A 19,928-nucleotide genomic window follows, 5' to 3' on the forward strand; every position below is an offset into this window, starting at 1 on the left:
TTTAAATTGAAAAAAAATTTCTACTCATTTGTCTTTCTGTTTGGTTTAGCCACAATATATTCTTGGGCACAGTTTCCAAATCCAGCTTTGGTTGGGTATTGGCATAATTGGAGCGACTGGAGCGCACCCTATATTGATTTAACAGATGTGGACGACCGCTACAATATTATTAATGTTTCTTTTGCCACACCGCAAACTGGCACCGATTACCAAATGGAGTTTGCACCCGACCAAGTAACACAAGCTACCTTAATTGCACAAATACAAACTTTGCAAAGCCAAGGAAAAATTGTAAATATAAGTGTTGGCGGTGCTAATGCAATTGTTGCCTTAGACAATACCACCGAGCGAGATGCCTTTATTAACACCATGACCGACATTATAAATACCTACGGCTTCGATGGTATGGATATTGACCTCGAAGGCAGCTCGGTTAGCATTACCGGAGGAACTATTTCTACCCCTGTTGATGCCAAAATAATTAACCTTATTGAGGCCACTAAACAAATTATGCTTAATTTTAGGGTTAATAATAACAATAAAAAAATGTATTTGTCAATGGCACCCGAAACAGCTTTTGTTCAAGGTGGTATGTCGGCATTTGGCGGCATTTGGGGGGCTTATTTGCCAATTATACATGCCCTTCGCGACTCGTTAGACGTTTTGCATGTTCAGCTTTACAACTCGGGATCTATGTTTGGTATTGATGGAAATATTTACAACCAAGGCACCGCCGATTTTATTATAGCCATGACCGAAGCAGTTATTCAGGGCTTTAATACCTCCGGAGGTTTTTTTACCGGATTGCCTCCAACCAAAGTAGCAGTAGGTTTGCCCGCCTGCCCTAATGCCGCCGGAGGTGGTTTTACCAATACAACAACAGTGGCAAGCGCTATAAATTACCTAAAAAACGAAGGCCCTAAACCCGGCACTTATACCTTGGAGAATACCAACGGTTACCCAAATTTGCGCGGCCTTATGACTTGGAGTATTAACTGGGATGCCATTGCAACCTGTAATGCCACAAACTATGAGTATGCCCAAAACTACGAAGCACTATTTCCGGAATGTACTTTTGAAGTTGCCTTATCCGGAAATAATACCGTTTGTGCCAATACCCCCGAAACCTATAATGCCGGATCTTATCCAGCCGGAACCATCTTTAATTGGGTCATAACTAATGGCACTATCGTAACAGGATGCGGAACTACAGATGCAACCTGTACCGTTTTGTGGCAAAGTGGTACCGCAGGTGAATTAAGTGTAATTGTACAAACTCCATAACACGGTATTGATATTTTTTTTCCATGAACGCTAAAGTCCGAAAATTTTTATAATCTTTGCACTAATAAAATATTGTAAACAAAAAATAGAAGCCAGCTAAGCTTATTGTTTAAAGATAGTAGTAACAGACATTGTTTGAGCCATAACGTAGCGCTGAAAAGTGTTTTCAATCGTTATGAGGTAGTTTTAAATTTTTATCCGGATAAATTGATTTAGTAATTAACAACTTTTAATACTTAAACACTCTTTTATGCGCAAATTATTTACTTTTATGTGCTTTGTTCTGGTCTTAATCGGTGCCAGCCTAAGCACTTTAGCCCAACGCCAGGTAAGCGGTACCGTAACCGATGCTAGTACAAACGACCCCGTGCCATTTGTAAACGTAGTGGTTAAAAATTCAAGCCCAATAATTGGAGTTCAAACCGATTTTAGCGGTAATTATAGCCTCAATATTCCGGGCAATTCAGCCACCTTAGTTTTTTCGTGTGTTGGTTACGAAATGCAAGAAATTGCCGTTAATGCAGCCGGGCCAGTAAATGTAAGCCTTAAACAAGCCTCGGTAGAATTACAAAAAGTAACCATATCGGCAGGCCGCCGCAAAGAGCGCGCCTTAGATGCCCCCGCCGCAATTAATACCATCGAAGCCCGCGAAATTCGCAATACCGTTGTAGCTACTCCAAGCGATTATTTAAAAAATGCCAACGGCATAGACATTGTTAAAACCGGCATGATGAGCGCAAATGTTACGGTGCGCGGCTTTAATAATATTTTTTCGGGTGCAGTACTTAATTTGGTTGACTACCGCATTGCCTCCGTGCCATCGTTGCGGGTAAACACCCAGCAAATGATTCCGGCTACGCCCTACGATATTCAACGTATCGAAGTGCTAAAAGGCCCCGCCGCCGCCATGTACGGCCCCAACTCTACAAACGGCGTGGTGCATATAATTACCGAATCGCCCCTCGATATGAAAGAGCGCAACAAATCAAATATTAGCCTTGGGTTTGGAGTTAGAGCCAAGGTAGATAGTGTTGATAATATAGAGAACACCCCCCCACAAGTTGTTTTAAATGACGAGAAAGAATTTTCGAAAAGATTGGCTTATAGTGCTATTATGCGCAATGCTGGCCGTATTACTACCGACAAAGATGCCAAAGTACAAGTTGCCTATAAAATATCCGGAAAATATTTTGCCGGAAATGACTGGCATTACGACGACCCCTTTGAACCCAGCTATATTATTCGCGGACGGCAATCAAAAGATGGCCGCTATGTTTATCACGGCGACAGTTTGGTTTTAAGGGCAACCTTAGATGCGCTTATTAAAAAAAATGCAGCCGATGCAGACCCAACAAACGACTTTAAAATAGATACCGTTGATAATTCGCGTAATTTCGAAATCCAAAACTATAATTTTGAAGGACGTTTAGATTTTAGATTTAATAAAAAAGTAGATTTGGTGTTGGCAGCCGGCCACAATAATTTTTCCGGAATTGAAATGACCGGTATTGGCAGCGGTCAGGCTAAAGGGTGGACCTACACCTACGGTCAAGCTCGGGTAAGTTATAAACGCCTATTTGCCCAAGTTTATATGAACGCCAGCAATTCGGGAGAAACTTATCTTTTCCGCTCTGGCGACGATATTATAGACCGCTCAAAATTTATAAGCGGCCAAATTCAACACGGAACCACTTTGGCCAAAGAAAAATTAAATTTAGTTTACGGAATTGATGCCCTGCTAACCCGCCCCAATACAGACGGCACTATACATGGCCGCAACGAAGATGACGACGATATAACCGAAATTGGTGCGTATGCCCAAGCCGACTACGCTGTTACAAGCAAACTAAACCTAATTGCTGCTCTGCGGGTTGATAAACACAATTTTGTTGAAGATGTATTTTTATCTCCGAGAGCTGCTGTAGTTTTTAAACCCAATACAAACAATACGCTTCGAGCTACATATAACCGCGCCTTTAGCTCGCCTTCGGCGTTAAATACTTCGCTCGATATTTTAAGTGGCCGCCTCCCAACCGGTATAGGTGTACGCGCCGTGGGCAACCGCAATGGCTTTACCTACGACCGCAATGCCGAAGGCACCCTTAAATACGTAAGCCCATTCTATAAAGATGCAAATGGCAATTTAATACCAATTGCTTTAGGCGACCCTGCTGGCGCAACCGCCGGATGGAATGTATTACTCGGCGTTTTAGCCGATAATTTAGCCAAAAAATTTGGCGGCAATAAAGACCAAGCTTTGGCATTTATTACCACCGCCTTGCCCAAACAAGTTGAAGCCGAAAATAATATGATTATTTTAAACACTTCGGGCGTTGGTGTGCCATTCGACCAAGCAAAAGCACTCGATAACGTAGAAGATTTTGGCCCGATAAAAAATTCGGTTACACAAACAATTGAGCTTGGCTACAAAGGTATTATTAAAAATAAATTGGCCTTAACCGTTGATGTTTACCGCACTCAAATTGATGACTTTGTTAGTGCTTTATTGGTTCGTACTCCCAGCGTATTCCTCGACCGGGAATCGCTTTACGAATATTTGCTAAATGCAATTGACACCAATTTATCGGGTTTTAAAATTTTGCGCCCAAGTTTAGATGGTCTTTATACCGGCGGCGTACTCGATGGCCATATTGCCGACGATTTAGCTGCCGTAGGCTCAACAATTCCATACGGCACCGTTACAACCAGCGATTTAGCCTATGGAACCGATATTTTGCTTACCTACCGCAATTTTGGCTCGGTTTCGGTATTTGGTGCCGAACTTGGAGCGAAATACTATTTAAATAAAAATATTACCTTAGGCTTTAATTACGCTTGGGTAAATAAAGAGGAGTTTGAAACCGAAGGGGTTCAACTTGCACTTAATGCCCCCGGCCACAAAGTAAATTTAAGTGTGGCATACACAAATCCGGACAAAGGCATTGACGTCGCAATTCGCCACCGTTGGCAAGATGCATTTGTTGTAAACTCGGGCGTATATGTAGGTCAGGTTAGTGCTGGCAACTGGGTTGACCTTGACCTTGGCTACGGATTTGGCAAAAACAAAGCTACCCGGGTAGGTTTATGTATTAATAATTTGTTAAACAACCAAGCATCGGCCTTTGTAGGTGCGCCTAAAATGGGCATGTTTACCATGCTGCAATTGTCGCATCAAATTGGTGTTGATTGATAATTGAGACGAAAAGAAAACGATAAAAATCATCCGGAAATAAAGCGGTACTAAACCAATTATTTCCGGATGATTTTTTTACTAAATAGACGTTAGCAAGTATCTCTTATCCTTTAATTTATTTAACTAAAGTAACGTTGCCACTACGGGTAGCGGTTTTACCATTGCTATAATATACTTTTAAATAGTAAACATACACGCCAATATCGGCAAAACGGTTGCCATCGGGTAGTTTGCCATCCCAGCCATGGCCATAAGCAGCTCCGGTTTGGGCATGTATTAATTGACCCCAACGCTGGTAAATTTCAAGGTCAAATTTGTCGATATTAAAACCAACGGGGGCAAAAATATCATTTATGCCATCGTTATTTGGGCTAAACGCATTTGGTATAATTACTGCATTATTCTTAAATACTTGAATTGTAACTTCATCGGTAGCACTACAGCCAAAGGCATCGGTTAAAGTTACAGTTAAGGTAACGGTATTGGTATCGGTGGGGGTAATGGTTGGGCTTTGATTTTGTAACTGTGTCGCATCTATCCATTCCGAAAAATCATCGTCCCATAACCAGGTCAAGGTGCCATTTAAAGCACTTGCGCCGGTAGTTGTTAGCTCAAGTGGCGTTTTAGCCAATAATTTTTGGTCTTCAATGGTTTGCACTGTTACAGCCGACACAGTTAATAGCGTATTGATACTTTGTTTGCAAGTTCCGTTAGTTATTTCGACTGATATTGGGAATTCGCCAGTAGCCTCCGGAGTAATTGTTTGCGGCTCATTACCGGATAAATTTCCTAACGCGCCGGCGTTCCATGTAAATATACTTGTAGCGGGCATATTGCCAGCTAAAGTTAGCAGTGCTTCGTCGCCCAAACATATTGTTTCGTCTTGCCAGTTTAATGTTGCATTTGGTTGCTCCCAAACCGTAACGGTTGTGGAGGTCGAATAGTTACATTGAGTTACGGGGTCGGTGTATTGGTAGTTTAAAGTATGGTTTCCGGGGCCAGCCATTGCCGTGTCAAACTGGTTGCCGTTTGCAATGCCGTTACCCGTTAACAAGCCACCAACCGGGCTCAATTCTACTATTGTAGGTGCTTCGGTGGTACAAAACTCGTTTTGTAATAAAGTAATGGTGGGGGTAAATGGAGGGCAATCTAAAGGTACACAGGTGGCGGTTCCAGGCAAACTATTGCCGCAAGGGCCACTGCTTAATGCTATAACAGTTATGCTTACACTATTTCCGGGAATTAAACCGGATACGGTATAGTTTAAATCCGGAATTGTTAAAGTTTGTGTAGCAACATCTCCGCTTAGGGTAATTTGATAGCCTTCGGCTTGGGGGTCGCCAATCCAAATAAATTCTACACTGCCGGTTGTGGCTGTTCCGCAGTTTACCACTGGGGTAGCCAAAGGCGTTTGAACATTTACGGTAGCATTGCTTGGCGTATTACTGCAACCCGAAGCCGTAACCGACAGACTAATATTTTTAATTCCGGCACTACTCCATTGTAATTCATAAGGGCCAAATCCACTACCCGATATTATAGTTGCACCGTCAAAATTCCAGGTATAAACGGCGGTGGGTAAAGGCGTTCCGGTATAAGTAACGGTAGTAGTTTGGGTGGTGCAAATTTCGTTAGCTGATAGATCAAAACTTGTTTGGGGTAGTGGTAAAACGGTTACGTCAAAGTTTGTTGTATAAACACATTGAGTTGAGGGGTCAATGTAGGTATAGGTAAGTGTATGTAAGCCTACGCCTGCCAAATTGCAATTAAACTGGTTAGTTACCACGCCATTACCGGTTAAGCTACCGCCACTCGGATTTAAAGTTGGGGTAATTATACCGGCATCAACGCAGTAATCGAGCAATAATCCGGTGATAGTGGGGTTAATTAATGGGCAATCTAAGGTATAACAAGTAGCGGTGGCCGATGCACTATTGCCACAAACACCTGTATTTAAAGCAATTACGTTTATAATTATGGTGTCGCTAACACTCAATCCGGATATAGTATAACTATTAGATATTGTGTTGTCATTAACAATAGGATTATTATTAACTGTATAACTTACAGCATAACCTTCGCTTCCAGATATATTATTCCAATTAAAAGTAACAGCATCAGTGGTTGCAGTGCCACAATTAACAACAGGTGTTGCAACTGGTGCGTCTAAATTAAGGTCTGCCGTTATGGTGGTAGAGGTGCAACCATTATCGGTAATACTCAAACTAATAGTGGTAGTACCTTCGGGTTGGTTGTAGGTAACTATTTGGTCGCCATTTGGGGGGCTTATTGAAGTTCCACCGCCAAAATCCCAAGTAAATATGGCATTTGCGCCGGCAGTACCAATAAAATCAATTGTTAACAAACTAATACCATCGGCACAAAGGTTTGAGGTGCTTAGTAAAAAATTAGCATTAGGAGTTTGATTTACCGTTAAGTCGATAGTGGTCGAATAGGGGCAGCCGGTACCGGCGTCGGTATAGGTGTAAGTAATAGTATGCGTACCTGCTGCGGCAAGTTTGGGGTTAAAAATATTGCCCACTACGCCAGTGCCAGCAAAACTTCCACCAACGGGGGTTGCGTTTAAGGTTGCTGGGGCATCGGTAGAGCAGAATACTGTTTGAGCAATGCTTATATTTGGAGTAATGGGTGGGCAATCTTGTGCGGAACATTGACCAAATCCGGCGGCGCTATTGCCACAAGGTGCAGCGCCAACGGCAATTACGCTCAGATCAACTACATCATTTACGGCTAATCCCGACACTAAGTACGTTATATTACTGGTGTTGTCTGTTATTGTTGCACCACCATTAATGGTGTAGGTAATAATATAGCCCGATGCGCCGGCAATCGAACTCCAAATAAATTCAACGCTATTTGTTGTTACAGCGTTACAATTAACAACAGGGGTAGCCAACGGGATACTTACGTTTATATCGCTAGTTGTTAAGGCCGAGCTACATCCATTTTCGGTAACTATTAAACTGATTGTATAAATACCGCTACCCAAGTCAAAATCTAATTCGTAGGGGCCTTGCCCATTGCCGCTAATTACAGTTGCACCATCAAAACCCCACGTGTAATTTGCCCCTACTGAGGCTGATCCTGTATAAACTACTTGCACGGTAGTTGAGCCGTCGGCACAAAAATCGTTGCTTGATACGGTAAATTCGCTTGTAGGGGTAGCATAAATATTAATTGTAATGCTTTTGTTGAAGATGCAAGTGTTTTCAGTATAAGTGCAAACAAGGGTGTGGCTGCCAACTCCGGCTAAAACGGGGTCAAATTGGCCAATTGTGGCATCTATAATACCCACCCCCGACCATGTTAAAACACCACCTCCATTTGCCCCGCTTACTATTGCGTTTACAGCAAATGCGGGGGTAGAAGCGTTCAAACAAATATCGGCTACAGGGTCAATGTTAATAGTTACCGGCGGGCAATCTTGGGCAATGCAGTTGGTTGTGGCTATACTATTAGGGCAAGTGTTATTGCTTATGGCTTCTACACTAATGCTTACATTTTGCCCGGCAGATAATCCGGAAGCGGTGTAAGAAGTAGCAAGGCCATTGTTTTGTGCTGCCCCGCCGTCTATGCTCACTAAATATCCGGAGGCATTAGGAATGGCATTCCAGCTAAATAAAATATCGGTAATATTAGTTTGGCAATTAATAACAGGTGTTGGCAATGGGGTATCTACTTGTACTATTGCTGTGCCAATTTTTGAAATACAACCTTGGTCTTCGACAGTTAAAGTGATAGTTTTTTGGCCACCGCTTGCCCAGGTAATATTGTGTGGGCCGGGTCCGCTTACGTTAGCAGGCAATCCACCGTTAAAATTCCAAGTAAAAATTGCTCCGGCATTAGCTGTCGAGCCATAATTAATAGCAGCAATATCGCCAATACAAAGTGCCGAAGGAGCAATAATATTGGCTAAGGGCTGGGCAATAATGGTTATGTTTTGGGTATTAACGGCAATGCAAGGTGATGTGCCTACGGTATAACTAACAATTATTGTTCCGGGTAGATAGGCTGCAGGGTCTAAAATATTAGCAGGAATGCCGTTGATTAGCCAACTGCCGCCCGGAGTTGCGTTTGCATCTAACAAGGTGTTAAGATTAAAAGCAGGTGCCGCAGCACAAACCAGTGCCGGAGGTGTCCATGCCGCAGAAGCAGCCGGAATAATGATTAAATCATTGCTAAACGATGTGCCACAAGGTGCCGAGCCTACTGCATAAGTGGTAGTAAATGTTCCTGCACCTAAAGCAGCAGGGTTTAATATGCCGAGCGGTAAAGGGTTTCCATTTATTGTCCATGTGCCGCCGGGGGTGCTGCCTGGCATTAGATAGTTGTTTAGGTCAATAGGGGCGGCGTTAGCACATATTGCCCCCGTATTTGCCCATTTTGATATGGTAAAATCAACTACGTTGATGGTAATTGTGGTAAAGTTGGGGCAGCCCGGTGGGGGTGTATTTAGCAAGGTAAAAGTAAACACATAGTTACCTACTTGCGCGTCTATGGCATCAAAAGTATGGCCATCGGGGGCTAAAAAGCCGGGCGTGCCGCCTGCTGGTACTGAGGTTAGCGTCCAAGTTCCGGGCTGGGTGGTTATTTTAAGTGCATCGAGGTCGGTTGTTAAACTATTACATACAACGGGTGGTATAGCCAAGCTTAAATCGGGGCAAGTACAGTCGTTTACAGTTATATCAATAGTAAAATTTTGAGCGGCACAAAACCCTAACAAACTTTGCAGCGTATAGGTAAAGGTGTAAACACCAGGTTGGCAACCGTTAACATTTATATCCGGAAAATTTATGGTAGCGCCATTAGCCGAAGCATTGTCGGTATCACTCCAAACGCCATTTAACCCCGTTTGACTTTGAATAAGGGTATTTAAGTTTAAAGTTGCACCTCCGGCAATAGTATTACATAAAGCAGGTACTCCAGCTACAAATTGTAAGGTGGGTAGGGCATCAATTGCCACTTCAACAGTCGAAACATCGTCTATGCAGGGAGCATTAGCGGCTACTTCGTAGTTGAAAAAATAGAATCCGGGACTATGGCCAGTTATGTTAAAGGTTCCCTTTGAATAATCTATTTTTCCCGGATCAGGTTTGTTAGGGCTACTCGGGTCTAATTGCCAAGACCCACCATTCATTGGCGAGCCTCCTAAAAGGGCAAACAAATCTACCGGAAGGTCGTCATTGCAATAAGCCATATTGCCGTCTTCTCCGGCATCAGGTGCCGGATGCACAGTAATAATTGTGGAATTATAATCGGGGCAGCCGGGTTTGGGTGCATCTAAGGTATATTGAACTTCATAATTACCTGCATCGGCATTTGAGGCATCAAAACTAACGCCATCCGGCAATATTTTAGCCGGGTTACTGCCTCCGGGGGTATTTACTATTGCCCATGTTCCGGGCTCGGTAACACTAATATCCAATAACGTAGTAAGGTCTAAAATGCCAGCATCGTTGCATAAATTTTTGGGCGTAACCAAGGCAATAGACGGGCACGAGCAATCTTGAACAAAAATTGCGATTGAATAGGTTTGGTTGCTGCAAGGCGCAACAGCGGTATTTGTAGTAAAAGTAAAAATATAAGTTTGGTTGGGAATTACCCCTGTAAAATCCATTGCATCCCATGTACCCGTAGCACCGCTATTGTCGGCATCTGTCCAGTCGCCGGTATCGCCAACTACAAAATCGTTAAAGTTTAATATTGTATTGCCGTCATTGCTGTGGCAAACCGTCGCATTGGGCTGAACGTAGGTATAAGGGGCTGCCGTTACCGTTACCGTTACTTGGGTGGTGGCATTAGTACAGGGTGAGTTGCCATTAACGGTATAATCAAAGGTGTAAATGCCGCTAGCTTGACCATTTGGGTTAAAGGTTCCGGCACCAGCATTAAAAGCTAATCCGGTGCTAATATTTGACGAGGTTTCTGTCCAAAAGCCGGTAGCATCGGCATTAGCAAGTTGGGCAAATAAATCTATTGGAGCTGTTGTGCCATCGCTACATGCTATTGCAGGGGTAGCGGTGCCGCTATTTGGTTGTAAGCTTAGGGTTATGGCTTCAGTTTGTATAGCACCGCAAATAGAGTTGGGCGTGGTATAGGTAACAGTGTATATGCCTTCGTTAGGAAGGGTGCTTAAATCAATTTCGCCCGATGTTGATATGGTTGCTCCGCCAGATATTGACCAGTTGCCACCGGGTGTTCCGGATAAAATAGCCTGCGGATTGGGGGTGTTGGCATCAAAACAAATAGAAACAGGCAAGGTAAAAGCTGCCGACTCTTGTTGCACAACGGTAATTGTTTCGGTGTGCGTATCAGTACAGGCGCCGGGCGTAGTATAAGTTATGGTATAAACTCCGGGAGTGCTGGTATTAAAATCAATATTACCTGTACTTGAGTTTATGTTTAATCCAACAGGTAAAACTGACCAACTGCCTCCGGGCGTACTGCCCGAGCCTAAACTTTGGGGCCATGGGGTTAGCACTGGTACAATACGTATTGGGGATGATGGTAAAAAAGGCATCTTCTAAGGGGTTAAGTGTTACCGAAAAGGGTTCTGCGTCTGTACAGTTGCCTAAACTTGTTACTACCCAGTATATACCCGACGTGGTGATATTTGTACTGCCCAAAGGTGTGCCGGGTTGGCCGGCATTGTCGGCTGCAAAACTAATAGTACCTAAATTTTGTCCGGATATATTTAGAGCCTGTCTAAATTTTATTTTCTAATTCTATTAAGCATCAATTTTATCATGGCAAGTTGGATCATTGTCTGGCTCGTTTCGGTTTGGAACTCAAAGTCTTTACTCAATCTTCGATAGCTTTCGAGCCATGCAAAAGTTCTTTCAACAATCCATCTTTTTGGCAATACTTCGAATTTCGAGGCTGTATTCGATCTACTTACAACCTCAACCACCCACCCAAACGTTTTGCGGGTATTTTCAATTAACTCGCCTCTATACCCGCCATCAGCTACTATCTTTACCAATCTGCAAAACCTGCCTCTGAGGTCAGCTATAACCATTGGGGCTGATTTACTGTCATGCTCATTTGCCGCATGAACCACAACCGCTAAAAGTAGTCCCATTGTATCTACAATAATATGCCGCTTTCTGCCTTTAACTTTTTTACCCCCGTCAATCCCTCTGCACAAGCCTCCGACGCTTGTTGTCTTTACGCTCTGGCTATCAATTATACCAACACTTGGCGATGAAGCCCTGCCTGCTTGCTTTCGAGTCTTATCCCTGAGTATTTCATGGATGAGTTCTATCGTCCCATCCTTCTTCCACTTGGTAAAATAGTAGTAAACAAGCTTCCATGACGGAAAATGGAACGGCAGCATGCGCCATTGACAGCCAGTTTTAAGCAAATAGAACAGCGCATTAAAAATTTCTCTTAAACTGTGTTTTCGTTTCCGTTTGTCGTCTAAAATGCCTAATATTGCACTCCATTGACTATCGGTGAGACTGCTTGGGTAGGTTTTCATTTTACTTTATGTGTTTGATTTTCATAAAGCTATGAATTATTATTTAAACGTCAAACTGATAGTCTTTTATTCACATCTCTTTTAATAACTTTTTTCCTATCAATTTTTAGGACTGGCATGCCAATTTTTAATTTTTAGACAGTCTCTTAGGCCATTTAAATCAAAATTGGCACCACATAATATTATGGGTGCAATGGGGTCAATTTGCGGTTGTGGTTCAACGGTAAAGGTAATACTTCCGGGCAAGCTTATACAATTACCTATTTGTTCGGTTATCCATATTGTATAAGATCCGGGCAAATTATTAGCTACCACCAAACTACTAATGGCATTAGTTAACACGTTTCCAGAGCCAATAATGGTAGCGGTTGGCAAAATAGGGTCATCATTATAATAAGTTAAAATGCCGCCTGTGTTTGCAGGGGTTATATCCGGAATTGCAGCACCAGCACATAAAAATACAGGGCTTGCTGTTGGTGCGGGTGGCAGCACCTCAACGGTAATCGAAACGCTTGCTACCAAACTATTACAACCATTTACTGTTTCTTGCACATATACCCAATATACTCCGGGCAAGGTGTTATTGGCTACCGAGCTATAGGCTGCGCCGGTTAACACAGCCCCTGAGCCTAAAATTGTAGGTGTTCCAAAATTGGGGTCGGCATTGTACCATGTAAACGAGCCACCGCTGCCTGTTGCGCTTAAGTCGGGTAAAAGGCTGTTAGCACAAAGGGTAACATTGGCAACGGTAGGGGCGGGAGTTTGTGCTTTGACGGTTAGAATTACGGGGGTAGAGATGCCTTTGCAGCTATTAATTTCTTCTTGCACCCAAACTGTATAAGTGCCAGCAATAGCCGGGTTGGCAATAGTTGCGTAATTAGCTGCGGGCAGAGTATCGCCTATACCCAATACCGTAGGAGTGGTTAAATTAGGGTCGGCATCATACCAGGTTAATATGCCCGATGTTCCCGAAGCAGTTAAATCTGGAAGGGTATCGTTTAAACAAATGGCAATATTATTGCCCAATGGCGCTGCTGGTAAAGGTTTGACTTCTATTTGTACGGGTGTCGAGTAGCTTGGGCAATTATTATATGATTCTTGTAACCAAACGGTATAAATTCCGGGTGTATTATTATCGGCTACCGAGGTGTAAGCGCTACCGGGCAAGGTAGTACCCATTCCTAAAATTAAACCTGTTCCAAAATTTGGATCGACATCGTACCATGTTAATAAATTGCCATAATTGCCGGTACCTGTTAAATCGGGCAGGGGTTGCCCTTGGCAAATATTGGCATTATTGCCTGTTGGGGCCGGTGGAACGGGGTTTACAGTAAGCGTAGTTGAGCTAACTGAGCTTAAGCATCCTAATCCAGAGGCTTCTTGGAAGTAGAGAGTATATGTTCCGGCTATATTATTATTTGCCACCATATTGTATTGGCTTCCGGATATGACGTTGCCTGTACCTAAACTATTGGCGGTACCTTGTCCGGGGTCGGCATCAAACCAAGTAATTGTTCCGCCGTTACCTGTAGCAGTAAAATCGGGCAGGGGTTGGGCAAAACAAATAGTTTGCGGTGGCGAAGTGGGGGCGGGTGGATTAGGGTTAACAATTATATAAACGGCGGTAGCCAATCCGGTACAACCGTTTAAATTTTCTTGTACCCAAATGGTATAGGTTCCTGCTGTGGTGCTGTCGGCTACTGATGCGTATAAATTACCAGGCAGGCTATTCCCCGATCCCAATAAATTAGTTAAACTGACATTTCCATACCAATTTAAGGTGCCATTTGTCAACGATGAAGCGTTAAGACTTGGCAATGGGTCGTTTTGGCAAATTGGGGCAGGGTTGCTGGCTATGGGCGCATTAGGGCGTGGTAACACAACAATATCAACAGCTTTAGCAGCAAAACCAAAACATCCGAAAACAGATTCTTCGTGCACCCAAACAGTATAGGTGCCCGGCGTAGTATTATCGGCTATAGAACTATATTGACTGCCAGATAAATTTGTACCCGTACCTAATAGGTTGGCCGAGCCGGCAGTGGGGTCGGCATCGTACCAGTTTAGGGTGCCGCCGGATCCGGATGCTGTAAGGGTTGGTAAGGCATCATTTTGGCAAATAGGGGGTGGGTTGTTTGCACTTGGTGCGTTAGGGTTTGGATTTACGGTAAGTGTTATAGTTGCTGGAGTGGCTTGGCAGTTTATATAATTGGTTTCTTCAAACCAAATAGCATAATTGCCCGGCATACTACTGTCGGCAACAGCCGCATATTCGAAGCCAAAAATAGTGTCGCCTATTGCTAATAGGGTGGGCGAGCCGTTATTAGGGTTGCTATTGTACCAAGAAATAGTATTTAGTGGGTCAGAAGGGGTGGTAATTAGCGGCGGCAAGGGGTCGTTTTGGCAAATGGATTGGGTGCCGTTTATGCCTGGTGGTAAACTTACAACGTTTATGGTAATGGTATCGCTGTTGTCGCAAGTGCCCGACGGGTCGGTTGAGGTAAACACATAAGTAGTGGTTGTGGTAGGTGTGGCTATTGGGTTGACAATGTAAGGATCAGACAGGCCATCCGGAGGCGACCATTCATAGTCATATCCGGATTGGGCGATGGCGTTTAGCTGAAAACTCTCGCCTAAACAAATAGTGGTGTCTGAAGGAAGAATAACGGTTCCGGAGGTATCGGATATAGAGGCTGCCACAATTACGCAGTCGCCTACATTAAACTGAAATTCACGTATATTTGAACTTAAGGGTATGCCGTTTCGGTATTCGGTTACGCAAATACCTACTAAAAAACGGCCTATAGCATTAGGGTAGGCCACGAGGCTGCCAGTAGCGCCATCAATAGTCATTGGGGGGGTGCTGGCTAATTGATAGGATTGACTGTAGCCGGTTGCCCAAGTAACGGGGGTATATGGTGGTGCCGAGGCAGTCATGGGTGCGGGCATACCAAGACTTGCGCCAATAAAGGGGGTGCAAAAATCATAAACTAATGAGTCGCCATCAATATCGGTTGCCGAGTGGTCAAAAATATATGGGCTGCCGGCGCAAAGCACCATAGGTGGGTAATTATTAAATACCGGCGAGCTGTTATCGCAAGCTCCGGGGCTAAAAGTTGGTATTTCTATGGTATAAGTGCTGCCGGTTGAGCCTGGATTTACAATATTTACGACACCACTGTTACGGCAACACCGCTGGTAGCTAATCGTATATTTTCCTGCCGACCCAGTAAGTGCTACATTACTTTTATTGTATGCACCTTGTTGTACGCACACAGTTACCCCGTTTATCAGGCAAATACCTTCAACGCCTTCTGTCCAATCTAAGGTGGTAATGCTTGGTCCTCCCATATTTTCTGTTTTAAGCACCATACCCGCGTCATTAAAAACAGTTATATAAAGGGGGTTGTCAAATCCGGTACCACTATTACAGTCGCGGTACAAGTCAAGATGTAAATCAAAGTTATTGCCGCCAACACATGTGTAGGTTATTTCGCCACCTATAATATGGCTAGCATAAGATTTTTGTGTTTGTATTACAACAATTAGCGTTAAGAAAAAAAAAATTGTAGCGTTTTGGCCATAAAACAAATAAAATAAAAGGCAACTGTTTGGTAAAAATATAGCGTTAGTATGGGCCGAGGTAATGAATTGTTTTTATTGTAGCAGGTTTGTTCTGCCTGCCTTGGGTTTTCTAACCTTAATAGAACTGGTATTCGTTGGCAATTGCAAACGAAAAATAATATTTATCGGGGGTAAGGTTAGGGTGTGTGCCTATCCATTCGCGTTGAAAGGTTAATTCGGCTTGCGTGGGTTGGCGTAAAAAAAAGCGTTCGTAGGTTTGTGTGATAAATTTGGTGAGTTCGGTTTCGTTTTTGCGCAAATTAGCCCATTCGGCGTCCGTAGGTTTAATAACGGGGTAGCCCATTAAATAGGCATACGAGCCGGCATAGTTGTCGTTCATAAAATTGGCTACAATTACCTCGCGGGCAATTTCTTTATCGCCTATTGACAAATAAATCCGGCTAAGGTCGTACAAGTCGTCTGCCGTCATGGGTTTGTTGTAAAGGTTTACATGCAGTATAGCCGCGTATTGTTCAGGAGTTTTTAGTTTGTCTTTCCCGGCGGTAGGTGCGCCTTCTGTTTGTGGGTTTACCTCGTATTGCCAAATAGGTTCTTTTCGGCAGCTATAGGTGGTAAAAGCCATAATAAGCAAAACAAAAATTATAATGGAATAGCGCATGGCAAAATGTTTAATTATGTGTGAGATTAAATTGAGTATGTTTGTATTTTTTTGTTTCAATTGCTAAATGACCTCTAAGTAATTTTAGAGCGCCGAAATGTAATGCTAAAAATTTGTATTAACAAATTTTAGTCCTAAAAAAAGTATAGTTTGTATTTTAATTGCAAATTCAAAGCCCAAATACTTATTTGTAAGCTTAACAACCTTATAGTTGCTTGCCCTTTTTCCGGAGTTTAGAGTTTTTTCCGGAACTGCTTTTGTTATTGCTATCCCAACCTCTATCTTTAGGCATCAAAACAAATAAAGGCTCGTTTCAATATTGAAACGAGCCTTTATTTTGTAAAGGAGCTTAATTATAATTACCCTAAACTTAAAAACCTATTATCATAATACCAATGCTTAACGGGTTAAGTTCAGGGCCTTTGCCTGCTTCAAACATGCCGTTTAGTGCGTAGTTTCCATAAAGCGTGATAGGGCCTAATCCAAGTTCGGCATTAATGCCATAGCGCAATTTGTTTAGGTTAAAATCGTCGCGGGTTGTCGTTGTTTTTTTGCTTGAGGTAACTACTTTAGTGCGCGAGCCTAATAAATAGCTGGCATAACCACCCGCACCAATGCGCAGCGATTTGTTTTTGTAATTTGGGTTGGTGTTAAGGCGCAACATAAGTGGAATTTTAACAAACGAAGTATTAAATGTGGTTTTTTTGAGTGACTCATTTAATTGAGTGATGGCAACCACGTCAGTATCGGGGTTAAGGGTAATATTTTTGTCAAAATTATAATGGTTAAAGTCAAAATTTAGCCCCCAATCAATATTGAGGTAGTGCTTTACTAAGTTTATTCGTTGCCTAAATGCCCCTAACTCCCAATTCAACGATTTGCCTTGGTTCAAATCTAAGTTGGCAGCCTCGTTTGTTAGGTTCAAGCTTCCATTTTGTAAATAGTTGTTGATTCCCAAGCCCAATAAAACCCAACGGGTGCGAACATCCTTTTTTTTCGCTTTTTTTGCTTTGTTCTTATCATTATCATTATCGTTATGATTATGCTTGCCCATATTTGGCGCATCGGTATATACTTCGCTTTCTTCTTCTATTTTATTCGCACCTTTTTCGGCTTTTTCAATTTCTTCTTTACCATCCGGACTAATAGGTGCATCACCTTCCGGATTAGATTTGCCCTTATTGTCGGTTTTTTGGTCTTCTTTGGGCATAGGTTCTTTGTTTGGCTTAATGGTTATAACACGTTCTTCTCCATCTTTGGTTCCGGCTATTATTGATACGCTGCCATTTTCGCTTTCGCGGATAATAATTTCAAGTTCGCCAATTTTTACCCGGGTGGTATCGTTTTTTACCTCAATTTTGGGTTTATTTGGTGGGGTTGTTTGGGCATAGCTAATTAAACCAATACCGGCTACTAACGCCCATAAAAATGTAGTTTTTATTACTACTAAGCTAAAATTAATAAGTTTACGCATGGTTGTTGTTGTTGTTGTTGTTTTGATTTTATGTTTTTAAAATAGCTGAAAAATAAAATTATGCTTCTGAGTTTTTTTATTTGCTGAATAAATAACGCATAATTTTATGTGCTTTGGGCGAAACTGTGATTTCAAATTTTAAATTTTGGGTACGTTGTGCAAATTCGGGTAAATCAATAATTTCTTCCGGAAGTAATGATTTGGGTATTCTAAATCCCTCTTTCTTTTTTCCTAAAAGATTATATATTTGTTCTATGGGTGCAATGGTAAACGTTTGGTCGTCTTCTTGGTAAGATGCTTCGCTTGTGTTGTTATCTTTTATTAGTGTGTTGCCATAATTAGCGGCCATAAACTCGTTCAAAGGGCTTACCAAATTGCCGTTTGTTGTAGTTGGGGTGGCAAGCAATGTTTGAGGCGATTTACGGCTGGGTAATTCGTTTAAACTGTATTGTTTTGGGCTGGCTAAATTTGCTGCGGGGGCAGTGGCGGCAATTGTTGTTGTGTTGGGAGTTAAATTTATAGGATTTGTGCTGCTATTGTTTAGTTTTTCAGATTTTTTTGCAGTATATATAGGTAAATTTTGAGGCTCTTTCGTTGCCAACTGCTTATCATCCGGAATTATTGACACCATGTTTGCTGTTTTGGCTTCGGTGTTGTTTTCTGCTGCTAAATTTTTGTTGTTGGCAGAGGTGGGCATTTCGGTTTTTGCCTGTTTGTTGGCAACTAAAGCAGGCTTGTTGGTGTTGGGCTTATAAAACATCAATCCAGAGGCTAATAAAAGCAAAACTACCGAGGCTGCTGCCAAATATTTACCAAACCGATTAAAATACGCACCTAAACCATCAGTTTTCGCTTGTTGCGCGCTTTGAGGTTTTATTAACAGTTGGGTGTAAGGATAGTTAGTCTGGGCGGGGGCAACAAGTTTAAGTTGGGTTATACTTGGCGACTCGTTTAAATGAGGATGTTGTTTTAAAAAGGCTTCCATTTCTAATTGTAAATGGGCGGGTAAATTGCCTTCTAAATAATCAAGCAAATAAGATTCGTAATTATCGGGGGTTATAGAGATAGCGGTAGCGGTAGCGGAATTTGCAATATCGCTGTCGTTTTTAAGTAGGTGGTTTATCCCTTTAAATCCGGATACTTGTGCTGCGCTGGCCTGTGGGTCAAGTTTGGGTAAAGGTGTTAAGCCTAAATTAGGTTTGTATTGCGGCTGCGCACTGAAAAAACTTTCTAAGGCTTTTAGTTCGGGCTGTGTTAATTTATTGTCGTACCAATCTAACAGCCATGCTTCGTAGTTGGTTGGTGTAATTTTAGGTATGGCTGCGCCATGTTGCCTTAGTTTATGCGGTTGCTTTTTCATTTTTTGTTTAAAATTCTATGCTGTGCTGTGTTGTTGCTGCTGCTGTTTATGGTTGCTAACCAATGGGTAGTGGATAGGGTAGGGTAGGAGGTTAATTTAGTCGAATAAAAAATAAAACCGGCTTTTGGTTTTTAGTTGCTGCTTTAAATTTTAGCCAAGTTTAAATATCCGGAGGTAAAAAAAATGTAAACGTCGTGTAATTGTTTTTTTCTATTTATTTTATGGGTTTTTTAGGTGGTCAAATTACTTTTTGAATACTTACCAAATAGCGTTGCAATTTTTGCCGTCCTCTAAAAATATATATTTTCACTTGCGACTCGGAAAGGCTTAAAATATCGCCTATTTCTTTATACGAATAACCTTCGTAGTCGCACAATAAAATAGCACTTTTTTGTAGTTCGTTGAGGGTGTTTAAAGCATTATGCAAAAGGGTTTGCAAATCGGCTTGCCTATAGCTATTTTCTTGGTATTCGCCATACTCGGGCAATTCGCTGGTATAATGCATCCGGTTTGACTTTCTAAACCACTCGCCCATACTTTTATACGCCACCGAAAACAAATACGATTTTGCTTTTTCGGGGGGTACATTTTGCACATTTTTCCATAAAATTTCAAATGCCGTTTGGGTAATATCGTTGGCATCGTACTGGTTTTGAAGTGTTTTAACGGCAAACCTGTAAACCCTATCGGCATATAAGTTTACGCATTGGTTGTATTCGGCAGTAGTCATATACCGTACAATGTAAAATTCGACAAAAAAGTTACAGTCTTAGTAAAAAATACTTCAAATTAGCCCCTGTATTGAGGTGCAGCCCGCAAAATTATTTCAATAGTTCAGGAGTTGCTTTTTATCCATCCGGATATATTTTTACC

General features: G+C 42.2%; 9 protein-coding genes. 2 read left to right on the forward strand and 7 right to left on the reverse strand.

The genetic code is table 11. From position 1 onward, the window contains the following. The first annotated feature begins 6 nt into the window (after positions 1–6). Both IPI59_08900 and IPI59_08905 read left to right on the forward strand, forming a co-directional pair. Positions 7–1,284 carry a chitinase gene (locus IPI59_08900; GenBank protein ID MBK7527650.1) on the forward strand — a complete coding sequence of 426 codons (1,278 nt, stop codon included), beginning with the start codon at positions 7–9 and terminating at the stop codon, positions 1,282–1,284. Between the two features lie 250 nt (positions 1,285–1,534). Further along, positions 1,535–4,474 (forward strand): TonB-dependent receptor, encoded by a 2,940-nt coding sequence (locus IPI59_08905; protein ID MBK7527651.1) that lies wholly within the window; start codon positions 1,535–1,537, stop codon positions 4,472–4,474. Between the two features lie 118 nt (positions 4,475–4,592). On the opposite strand, the gene IPI59_08910 is transcribed toward IPI59_08905, so the two are convergent. The 7 genes from IPI59_08910 to IPI59_08940 all read right to left on the reverse strand — a co-directional run bounded on the left by IPI59_08910 (position 4,593) and on the right by IPI59_08940 (position 19,785). Beyond that, complete coding sequence (locus IPI59_08910) at positions 4,593–11,018, reverse strand: gliding motility-associated C-terminal domain-containing protein (protein ID MBK7527652.1); 6,426 nt, start codon at positions 11,016–11,018, stop codon at positions 4,593–4,595. Positions 11,019–11,210: 192 nt separating this feature from the next. Further along, complete coding sequence (locus IPI59_08915; protein ID MBK7527653.1) at positions 11,211–11,978, reverse strand: IS5 family transposase; 768 nt, start codon at positions 11,976–11,978, stop codon at positions 11,211–11,213. Between the two features lie 99 nt (positions 11,979–12,077). Next, complete coding sequence (locus IPI59_08920; GenBank protein ID MBK7527654.1) at positions 12,078–15,569, reverse strand: hypothetical protein; 3,492 nt, start codon at positions 15,567–15,569, stop codon at positions 12,078–12,080. A gap of 109 nt (positions 15,570–15,678) precedes the next feature. Then, a complete protein-coding gene (locus IPI59_08925; protein ID MBK7527655.1) occupies positions 15,679–16,221 on the reverse strand; it encodes a hypothetical protein in 543 nt (180 codons plus the stop codon). A 370-nt stretch (positions 16,222–16,591) separates the two neighbouring features. Further along, positions 16,592–17,695, reverse strand: coding sequence for a PorT family protein (locus IPI59_08930; protein MBK7527656.1), 1,104 nt, complete (start codon positions 17,693–17,695; stop codon positions 16,592–16,594). Positions 17,696–17,771: 76 nt separating this feature from the next. Further along, complete coding sequence (locus IPI59_08935) at positions 17,772–19,055, reverse strand: hypothetical protein (protein ID MBK7527657.1); 1,284 nt, start codon at positions 19,053–19,055, stop codon at positions 17,772–17,774. A gap of 238 nt (positions 19,056–19,293) precedes the next feature. After that, positions 19,294–19,785 (reverse strand): sigma-70 family RNA polymerase sigma factor, encoded by a 492-nt coding sequence (locus IPI59_08940; GenBank protein MBK7527658.1) that lies wholly within the window; start codon positions 19,783–19,785, stop codon positions 19,294–19,296. Positions 19,786–19,928 lie beyond the last annotated feature (143 nt).

The sequence above is a fragment of the Sphingobacteriales bacterium genome (assembly GCA_016706405.1).
Lineage (GTDB): Bacteria > Bacteroidota > Bacteroidia > Chitinophagales > UBA2359 > BJ6.

Excerpts from the sequence above, each read along its gene's own strand:
- IPI59_08905 (MBK7527651.1), top strand. The coding sequence starts at position 1,535 with ATGCGCAAATTATTTACTTTTATGTGCTTTGTTCTGGTCTTAATCGGT.
- IPI59_08930 (MBK7527656.1), bottom strand. The coding sequence starts at position 17,695 with ATGCGTAAACTTATTAATTTTAGCTTAGTAGTAATAAAAACTACATTT.
- IPI59_08935 (MBK7527657.1), bottom strand. The coding sequence starts at position 19,055 with ATGAAAAAGCAACCGCATAAACTAAGGCAACATGGCGCAGCCATACCT.
- IPI59_08915 (MBK7527653.1), bottom strand. The coding sequence starts at position 11,978 with ATGAAAACCTACCCAAGCAGTCTCACCGATAGTCAATGGAGTGCAATA.
- IPI59_08925 (MBK7527655.1), bottom strand. The coding sequence starts at position 16,221 with ATGCGCTATTCCATTATAATTTTTGTTTTGCTTATTATGGCTTTTACC.
- IPI59_08940 (MBK7527658.1), bottom strand. The coding sequence starts at position 19,785 with ATGACTACTGCCGAATACAACCAATGCGTAAACTTATATGCCGATAGG.
- IPI59_08910 (MBK7527652.1), bottom strand. The coding sequence starts at position 11,018 with ATGCCTTTTTTACCATCATCCCCAATACGTATTGTACCAGTGCTAACC.